We start from the raw sequence: 8,860 nt of genomic DNA, 5'->3' as shown, positions 1-8,860 counted from the left end.
TCGGTAATTTCGGATTTTTGAATACCTGTGAGGATAATTTTGATACAAAATCGTCGAAATCTTAGGTGGCGATCGCTAATATCAAATCCCCAAACGACCATTTTTCGTTGTGTGACAGTTTAGGGTGCGGAAGGTGGGTTTGATGGGGATAGCCATTATGTGTAACTGCTACCTTAACTTTGTTCATGTAATCATGATGAACGCATAGGGATCTAGACATTGGTGTTTTTTGATTAATTTTTAATATTACTAATATACACCTGATTACATGATTACACTTTCCGTATTTACTCGTCCGTGTGCCAGTTGCAAATGTGTAATATAGATTGTATCTTAAAAATACAAATCATGTATTTATACAAGTTGGTCATAAGTCAGTCATAAGTCAGTATTTCTCGGTACGGAACTTGGTACAGCGTTGGGTATGCTGGGTAAACGCTAAGTAGTGTTAGTAGCAGTGCTTAGAAGTATCACGAAAACAATAGCTGCAATTTTAAAATAGGGAGTCTGCTATGACCAGCTTCAAAAACATACCCAACCATTCACATAAAGTCCGTTCTTCTGGGAAAAAACTCAATTCCCATTCATTGACCAATTTCAATTTAGATACAATTTTAGATCAAGCGTTACAAAATACATCTGAATATCTCCGTCAGTTCCGATTTGATGCAGGGTACACGACAAAGCTAGAAACTGCTTTTGGTAGTAATTTTAATCGGTCTGTAGCTAATCAAATATTTGACAAATTGGCTAAAGGGAATTTTAGCGATATTCCTAGCATTGAGATTGTCAATCGTAAAGATATTAATGGTGCAAATGGGGCTTTTGCTATAGCTACAGGTAAGATTTATCTATCCCAAGAGTTTATTACCGCAAATGCTCAGAATGTCAATGCAATTGTGGCTGTATTGCTGGAAGAGTATGGGCATTATGTTGATTCACGGATTAATACAAAGGATGCAGCAGGGGATGAAGGTGATATTTTTGCGCGGTTGGTGCAAGGGAAGAGTATAAGTCAGCAAGAGTTAGCGGTTTTGAAGGCTGAGGATGATAGTGCGACTGTGACTTTGGATGGTCAGGTTATTCAGATTGAGCAGAATATTTCTGGAAACGTTTATACAGTAACAACAAACAGTGATCTTGACTGGGGAGATAACAAATCAGGTTCTCTACGGGACGCAATTCAATGGGCTGCAAACAATCCTGGTAGAGATACCATTAAATTTAATATTGCTGCTCCGATTTATATCGGGAGTTCTCTCCCTACCTTAGTTAAAGGTAATGATATTGATTTTATTGGTTTTAGTTCTGATTTGAATAGCACAATAGGTGCTGATTGGGAGTATCAAATTATTACTGTTGATGGGGCTAACGTTAGTTTCTCAAATCTTAACTTTTGGGGAGGTTACGCAAAAGGAGGCGATGGTAACAATGGTGGTGGTGGTTTAGGGGCTGGGGGAGCGCTGTTTATTAATGCAGGGAATGTAACTCTTGATAATGTTAAGTTCTGGATTAACAAAGCTGTTGGGGGTAATAGTGGAAATGTTTTTAAATCAGGCGGTGGTTTAGACGAAGCTGGCAAAGCAGGTGGTCAAGGTGGCGGATTTAATATTACCGGTGCATATAGAACCGATGCTGGTGGTTCAGGTGGTAGCGGTGGTCAAAAAGGTTATCGCTACGATGCGTGGACGACAAAATACTACGCTAACTCTGGTACAAACGGGGGAAACGGTAATTTTGGTACTGGCGGTGGTGGCGGTGGTGGTGGGGCAGGTGCTTGGGGAGGCGCTTGGGTTGATGATGCTGGAAATGGAGGAGATGGAGGAAAAGGTGGTTTTGGCGGTGGTGGCGGCGGCGGTGGCGGCGGTGGCATAGATGATGATAGCGTCTCTGGTGATGATGATATTATCGAAAATGGAAAAGATGGATACGGAAAAGTCGGAGGCGAATTTGGTGGGTCTGGTACAGACGCGTCTAGTAGCTTCAGTGGTGGCGGCGGCGGTGGTGCTGGGTTAGGTGGTGCGATTTTCGTCAATTCTGGTGCAAGTTTAACCCTAAAAAATAGCAGTTTTGACTCTAGCTCCGTCACAGGTGGTACTGGTGCAAAAAATAATGGTCTGGGTGTCGGTAAAAATATTTTTGTCCACGATCAAGCTACTTTTAATTATGAAGGGAGTAGCAATAATGATACTATAGGACTGGATATAGATAAGGATTTAAATGATTTATATCTAAAGAACTTGTACACTGTAAATGGCGGTGACGGGGATGACACTATCTATGCGGTTGCTGGGATAAGTGAGATAAGTGGTGTTACTAAGACACTTACTGGCGGAAAAGGAAAAGATAAATTTAGCTTAAACCTAAAAGGTCAAGTAAAACAAGCTTTTAACTTTGATACACAAAAGTTAAGTAATTTTGTCAATGCTGTAACAATAAATCCTTCCGCTTCTAATGTGGATTTGAAAGGATTCCTCGGAAATTTAATCTTAGATGGAGTGGGCGCAGGTTTAGGTACTACACCAGTACTAGGATCAGCGCTGGAGTGGATATTTTCAACAGGTCGAGGAATCGGTGAACTCTTAACAGGTTCTCAAGCAGGGAAAGAAGCTATTATAGCTCAACAAAATCGAGCTAAAAATGCTGTTACAAATTTTGGCACGGAGAACTGGGGAGAGATTTTTCAGCGAGGAAACAGAGAAAAAATAGTAATTACAGATTTTCAGCCTGGACTGGATACCCTAGTTTTGCCATCTTTGCAAGGTTCAAAAACCGGGGCGTATGGATATCAATTAGTCGATGCAGGGGGTGCCATAGATATCCAACTTCAAAATAGTAATGGCACTACAGAAACTTTTGTCACTCTCCAGAATAGTTTTGGTTCATCCCTCTCTAATAGTCAGTTTTTTGCCTTAATACAAGATTCATTGATTATGACTCAGATTAAAACTCAACAGGGACAGACACAGCAACAATGGACTGGAAACATCAGTACATTCCGACAAGCTAAGATTACAGGTAATAATACTGAAACTGAAACTATACTTGGCACTCTTCTCGGTGATCGGATTGAGGGTGATTTGATTGATTCTGTACAAGGGCAAGGTTCAGACATAATTTTTGGTTACTTAGGTAACGACATAATTGAGGGGCTTGGTGGAAATGATACTCTCTATGGTGGGTATAACGGAAATATCCCATCAGTTTTTAATACGTACGCAGATGATGGTAATGATTTTCTATATGGCGGATCAGGTAATGATTTTCTATATGGCGGATCAGGCAATGATGTACTTGATGGTGGTGCTGATATTGATACCTTAATTGGTGGTACAGGGAATGATACTTATATTGTTGATAGCACCACTGACACCATTACCGAAAATGTCAATGAAGGTACAGATACAATTCAATCCAGTGTCACCTTTAGTATTGCTAACCTGCCAAACATCGAAAATCTTACCCTCACAGGAACAGCCGCGATTAACGGTACAGGGAATGCAGGTAATAACGTCATTATAGGTAACGCTGGTAATAACACCCTTAATGGTGGTGCTGGCAATGATACCCTAATCGGTGATGAGTCTGTTAAATTTTCTAACATTAGTTCGTCCTATTATATAGGTGGATTCAGTGCTGACCAAACATACTTGAGTTTAGATGCTAACAAGGATGGTCTCAATGATATCATCCAAATTTATAATAGTAATGGTACAGCTAAGGTTGCTTCCAAGATAAATCAGGGGAACGGTAACTTTTCCTCCCTTGGAGATTATGAAATTGGTGGATTCGATGCTAATCAAAAATACTTGAGTTTAGATGCTAACAAGGATGATCGCAATGATATCATCCAAATTTGGAATAAGAATGGTACTGCCATTGCTTCTCCAAAGATAAATCAGGGGAACGGCAACTTTTCCTGGGGTGGAGATTATGAAATTGGTGGATTCGATGCTAATCAAAAATACTTGAGTTTAGATGCTAACAAGGATGGTCTCAATGATATCATCCAAATTTGGAATAAGAATGGTACTGCCATTGCTTCTCCAAAGATAAATCAGGGGAACGGCAACTTTTCCTGGGGTGGAGATTATGAAATTGGTGCATTCAGTGCTGATCAAAAATACTTGATTTTAGATGCTAACGATGATGGTCGCAATGATATCATCCAAATTTATAATACTAATGGTACAACCAAGGTTTCTCCCAAGATAAATCAGGGGAACGGTAACTTTTCCTGGTTTGGAGATTATGAAATTGGTCCATTCAGTGCTGACGAAAAATACTTGAGTTTAGATGCTGACAATGATAAAAAAAACGATATCATCAAAATTTGGAATAATAATGGTGGTGCTAATGTAGATGTCTACTCAGTTAAATATGGTTATGGCAATGACATCCTAACCGGAGGAATAGGAAAAGATACTCTAACTGGAGGACTAGGAGCAGACCGTTTTGACTACCGTAACTTAGCTGATTCCGTTTTCAATACCTTTGATGTGATTACTGACTTCAACGCTAACGCTGGTAATGATTTATTCCTTGTTTCCACTGCACGCTCGGTATTCAATAGTAAGGTGGAATCTGTAGCAACACTTGATACAATCGGAATTTCAGCCAAGTTAACCAACACTACTTTTATAGCTAACTCTGCTGCTCAATTCACCCTTGGTACTACTAATCGTACCTTTGTGGCTATTAATGATGGTATGGCTGGTTTCAATCCTGATACCGATGCCATCATTGAAGTGACAGGATTAACAGGTACTTTGACACGCGATAACTTTACCACTACCTTAGTGTAGCTTCTGGAATCAATGAGCTAAACTAGATTGTAGAGATGTTTCATGAAACGTCTCTACATCAGCCTTGTCATTGATGCGATATCATCACGATTCAATTATTAATAACGGCACATCATAAAATTTAAACTTTTCATCTACCGTAATTATGGTTAACCGTTCCACCAAAGCCTGAGCAATTAACATTCTATCAAAAGGATCTTTGTGATACATTGGCAAATCAGCAACCTTTATTCCATGTACCAACTTCATCTCTAAAACCTCTAAGCGACTAAAGCGCAAAGCCTCCTCTAAATTACTAGGAGCTATTAACTTTCCTAAAGACTGTTTAATAGAAATTTCCCAAGCACTAATAGCACTAACAAAAATTAAATTCTCAGGATTAGTAATTACTTCTCGTACCTGAGTTGATAACTTAGAATCATTTTCTAAAAACCATAATAGGATATGAGTATCTAACAAAAACCTCATTATTCTTCCCCATAAAAAGCAGCAATCACTTCTTCTGAAGTATCATCAAAATCATCAGCAATCTTCACCTGTCCTTGCCAAAAACCCGCAATTCTTGGCTCTAAAATACCTTGGTTACTCATTTGATTTAAACCCACTTTTTCCACTGTAATATTTTCTGGAGAAATAGGTAAAACTTTCGCCCAAGGAACGCCTTGACGAGTTAAGGTAATTTCCATATTATTTTGGATATCTGATAATAATTCAAGTAAATTATCAGACAAGTAAGCAATATCAAAAGTTTTTTCTGACATTATTATTCATTTCCTACTCACTACAAATAGTATAGCAAAATTCAGAAATCATCAATAAACATTTAAAATTCAATATTAATAGTATCAGAAAACCAATCATCATCAATTAACTGTTCTAAAGTATAAGGACATTGAACAGGAAAAATGTTTTTCTTTAATCCTGTTTTTGCTATCACATACTTAATAGCTTTTTGATAATTATTTTCTTTTTCTTCATTTAGGTGTTTTCTTAAATTCGTAGTCATATCTGTTTCTAACTCACTACGAAAATTAACAATTTCCGCCGCCCAATGACGACGATTTATGCTTTCTGCTTCCCAATATTCAATTAATAATAAATGAATGATAATTTGTCTTAAATAACTTTCTCCACTGCGTTTAGTATCTCTAACCAAATTTTCTAAAACCTCACTTAAACTATCTAAATCTATATCATTTAATTGATTATTTTTTATTTGTTCCAAAGTCATTTCATACCAGGCTAAATAGTCTGATTTATATAAATTTTTTAAGTTTATTAAGCTATTTGTGCTTAAAGTTTGCATATTTTTACCTCAAAAAATAATATAATTTCATTATACTCCATAAAAATCCTCATCCAGAATTTCCTCAACCCCAAGAGGACAATTTATAGGATACTCACTCGACAGATTAAAAATTGACAATAAAAACCCAATTATTGAAATCCCTTAGATTATAGCAAATCGCCGAAAGTATTGCAAGCTCGTTAATAAATAAAAATAATTCTTAATTAATTATAGCGGTTATCTTTCGGATGCAATACAATGTAGGGCGAGGAAACCCCGCCCCTACATTGCGCGAAATATAATTTTATCCAACACCAAAAATCAATAATTGGAAATTCTTACTCTGGAGAGACTCTGCGCCTCTGCGTGAGGTAAAATTGTACTCGTGACATTCGTAAATTTCCAATCAAAGGTGTATTTTATGCGGTTACGCTCAATGCAGTTAATTTTTATAGCAGGACTAATGGGGTTACTTTCCTGGATATGGACACCCACAGCCTTAGCATTAACACAGATTAAACTATCTAATATTTCCTACCACGAATGTCCATCAGAACTCACAAGCGGAGTAGTGGGTAGTAGCGGTTCAAATTCTGCTAGTTGCTTTATAGTTACAGGTAAAGCGGAAAATGGCACTCGTAAAACTGTCTATGATGCGGATATTTTTGGGCGCATATATGATGCTAACGGTGATTCAACCTTACAAAATCGGACCCGTCTGGGTTTAATTGCCGAAGTTCCTCCCGGAGTTAGTGATTTTGAATTTAGAATCACTGTCCCCAGTAATCAACCTTTACCATTACAACTTAAACAATTTAAAGCTGCTGGATTTAGCGGACAAGTGAGAAGATAAGAGTGTAGAGACGTTCCTGGGAACGTCCTTACATTGAAAATCGTAATTTGGGGCTTAAAACCCTTGTACCAAGGTAGCGCGAGCTAAACTATCTAAAACACCACCAACTATGTTCAATGCCAAAAATGCCAGGATAGGGGAGAAATCCATGCCACCCAAGGGGGGAATTATGGAACGAAATAGATTGAGGTAGGGATCACTAATTTGGCTTAGAGCCGCAAATGGTTGACTCGACCAGTCAACAGTAGGAAACCAAGTCAACAAGACTCGAATAATCAGCAAATAGCTGTAAAGGGAGACAAAGGTGGCTAGGGTTGTAATTAGTAAATTCATGGGTAACTTTCCTGTTAAATGTCAAACATAGATTCATGATTGATTTTAATTTAGCTCACGTCGCATTGTGTAGCCAATCAATATAACTAAGGGAAAGCTTAAGAATGCTCATTAACTTCCTGGGATGAGTTGCTGTTGACATTACCTAATTGCTTCCGCACATCATCAATTGTGGCATTAAGTTGGGCAATTTTATCTTCGAGCGATCGCCTGGTTGCTTCTATTTCCAAACTTTCATGAGCAGAAGCTCTCATTTGCCGTTTTTTAGCCCCTGTCTGGCTATCATTGTCCCCAGCAGTTAAACCGTCATTTTCTTCATCTGCAAATTTAGCATCTAAGCGCGAAGTAATCACTGCCCCTAAAACACCACCAACTACACCCCCAATCAATGAACCCAGTAGCAAACCACTAGCAAAACCATCTTGTTGACTCATATTTTTTACCGTCTTCTCGAAAATAAGCAACTTTGACAATACTTTAGCTATTTTCCGGCCTTAACGGCATCCTAGCTCAAGTCCCAAAAATGCGATCGCCCGCATCACCCAACCCTGGTACAATATACCCATGATCATCAAGCGTTTCATCAATAGTAGCGGTGTAAACGATTAAGCCAGGATAGACAGCAGCCAATTTTTTTAACGCTGGGGGAGCAACAACTACAGATATAATCCGAATTAACGCCGGATCAACACCTCTTTGGCTCAATTCCGCCATTACTGCCATTATAGAGCCTCCAGTAGCCAACATCGGCTCAGTAATTAACACCCGCGTTTCGGGGGCAAATCTTTCAGGTAATTTATTTAAATAACAACTAGGCTCTAAAGTTTCTTCATTTCGCACCAAGCCAACATGGTAAATTGATGCCAAAGGCAGTACACCCTGCGCTCCCTCCAACAAGCCTAAACCAGCCCGTAAAATCGGCACAACAGCCACAGGTATGTGAGGATTAATAAAAGTTGCTGAACAGGTAGTCAGAGGCGTTTGCACCGTTGTTTCTTGAGTCAGCAACCACTCCCTAGCAGCCTCGTAAGTTAGCCACCTACCCAACTCAGTCATAGCAGAACGAAATAATACAGATGGCGTAGCTACATCACGAGCAACTCCCAACCAGTGCTGAATTAAAGGATGAGGTGGAACATAAACACGGAGTTGTTGCGTCATAGCTAGAAAAGGGCGACTGGATAATTGTCTTTTTACTGGAACATCATAGCAGAATTCACCGAATCAGGAGTCAGGAGTCAGGAGTCAGGAGTCAGGAGTCAGGAGTCAGGAAGAAGAAAGGAGAAAGGAGAAAGAAGAAGGTAGGGGCGCAGGGTCTGCGCCCAGGAAGAAGTCAGGAGTAAATAGGGGTTGCTGATAGTTAGCCATATAAACCGAAAACCTAGATATATTAAGAGTTTCCGGGTTAAAAAAGTGAATTATGTGCAAGCCCTAAATATATTTATCCCACATTCCGCACCCCAAAATGTTACAGAGGGAAATTACGGAGATGAAAATCAAAGGGAGCATCAAAACAAACAGATAAAGTGAAAAAAGGCATTTGAGAAACAGTAAATCACCAAAAATGTCATCAAAATCTAT

The 8,860-nt window shown here is 38.9% G+C and carries 8 protein-coding genes; 2 read left to right on the top strand and 6 right to left on the bottom strand.

Features of this window, described 5'->3' with window-relative positions; genetic code table 11:
- The first annotated feature begins 512 nt into the window (after nucleotides 1-512).
- The gene (locus PN450_RS08545; protein WP_271836009.1) at nucleotides 513-4,805 is read left to right on the top strand and encodes a calcium-binding protein; all 4,293 of its coding nucleotides are present in this window, start codon (nucleotides 513-515) and stop codon (nucleotides 4,803-4,805) included.
- A gap of 84 nt (nucleotides 4,806-4,889) precedes the next feature.
- Here PN450_RS08545 and PN450_RS08540 read toward each other — a convergent pair whose 3' ends face one another.
- The 3 genes from PN450_RS08540 to PN450_RS08530 form a co-directional block, all read right to left on the bottom strand.
- Nucleotides 4,890-5,273, bottom strand: a complete 384-nt coding sequence (locus tag PN450_RS08540) for a type II toxin-antitoxin system VapC family toxin (protein WP_271836008.1) — start codon at nucleotides 5,271-5,273, stop codon at nucleotides 4,890-4,892.
- A complete protein-coding gene (locus tag PN450_RS08535; protein ID WP_271836007.1) occupies nucleotides 5,273-5,566 on the bottom strand; it encodes a type II toxin-antitoxin system Phd/YefM family antitoxin in 294 nt (97 codons plus the stop codon). Before PN450_RS08535 ends, PN450_RS08540 begins: the two co-directional genes overlap by 1 nt.
- Before the next feature lie 62 nt (nucleotides 5,567-5,628).
- A complete protein-coding gene (locus PN450_RS08530) occupies nucleotides 5,629-6,111 on the bottom strand; it encodes a DUF29 domain-containing protein (RefSeq protein ID WP_271836006.1) in 483 nt (160 codons plus the stop codon).
- Between the two features lie 403 nt (nucleotides 6,112-6,514).
- Between PN450_RS08530 and PN450_RS08525 the strand changes: the two genes are divergently transcribed.
- A complete protein-coding gene (locus PN450_RS08525; protein WP_148765783.1) occupies nucleotides 6,515-6,946 on the top strand; it encodes a hypothetical protein in 432 nt (143 codons plus the stop codon).
- Nucleotides 6,947-7,000: 54 nt separating this feature from the next.
- Here PN450_RS08525 and PN450_RS08520 read toward each other — a convergent pair whose 3' ends face one another.
- The 3 genes from PN450_RS08520 to upp all read right to left on the bottom strand — a co-directional run bounded on the left by PN450_RS08520 (nucleotide 7,001) and on the right by upp (nucleotide 8,440).
- Nucleotides 7,001-7,279: a YggT family protein gene (locus PN450_RS08520; RefSeq protein WP_015080346.1), complete on the bottom strand. Its 279-nt coding sequence runs from the start codon at nucleotides 7,277-7,279 to the stop codon at nucleotides 7,001-7,003.
- A gap of 98 nt (nucleotides 7,280-7,377) precedes the next feature.
- Nucleotides 7,378-7,713: a ssl2009 family thylakoid membrane protein gene (locus PN450_RS08515; protein WP_168696723.1), complete on the bottom strand. Its 336-nt coding sequence runs from the start codon at nucleotides 7,711-7,713 to the stop codon at nucleotides 7,378-7,380.
- Between the two features lie 76 nt (nucleotides 7,714-7,789).
- Nucleotides 7,790-8,440 (bottom strand): uracil phosphoribosyltransferase, encoded by a 651-nt coding sequence (gene upp / locus PN450_RS08510; protein WP_271836005.1) that lies wholly within the window; start codon nucleotides 8,438-8,440, stop codon nucleotides 7,790-7,792.
- Nucleotides 8,441-8,860 lie beyond the last annotated feature (420 nt).

This window comes from Dolichospermum lemmermannii CS-548, from assembly GCF_028330815.1.
Taxonomy (GTDB): Bacteria; Cyanobacteriota; Cyanobacteriia; order Cyanobacteriales; family Nostocaceae; genus Dolichospermum; species Dolichospermum lemmermannii.
The sequence above is the reverse complement of the archived record's forward strand: the minus strand, read 5'-3'. Positions and strand labels throughout refer to the sequence as shown.

Coding starts and splice junctions, on each gene's coding strand:
- PN450_RS08545 (WP_271836009.1), top strand. CDS start 513: ATGACCAGCTTCAAAAACATACCCAACCATTCACATAAAGTCCGTTCT.
- PN450_RS08515 (WP_168696723.1), bottom strand. CDS start 7,713: ATGAGTCAACAAGATGGTTTTGCTAGTGGTTTGCTACTGGGTTCATTG.
- upp (WP_271836005.1), bottom strand. CDS start 8,440: ATGACGCAACAACTCCGTGTTTATGTTCCACCTCATCCTTTAATTCAG.
- PN450_RS08535 (WP_271836007.1), bottom strand. CDS start 5,566: ATGTCAGAAAAAACTTTTGATATTGCTTACTTGTCTGATAATTTACTT.
- PN450_RS08530 (WP_271836006.1), bottom strand. CDS start 6,111: ATGCAAACTTTAAGCACAAATAGCTTAATAAACTTAAAAAATTTATAT.
- PN450_RS08525 (WP_148765783.1), top strand. CDS start 6,515: ATGCGGTTACGCTCAATGCAGTTAATTTTTATAGCAGGACTAATGGGG.
- PN450_RS08520 (WP_015080346.1), bottom strand. CDS start 7,279: ATGAATTTACTAATTACAACCCTAGCCACCTTTGTCTCCCTTTACAGC.
- PN450_RS08540 (WP_271836008.1), bottom strand. CDS start 5,273: ATGAGGTTTTTGTTAGATACTCATATCCTATTATGGTTTTTAGAAAAT.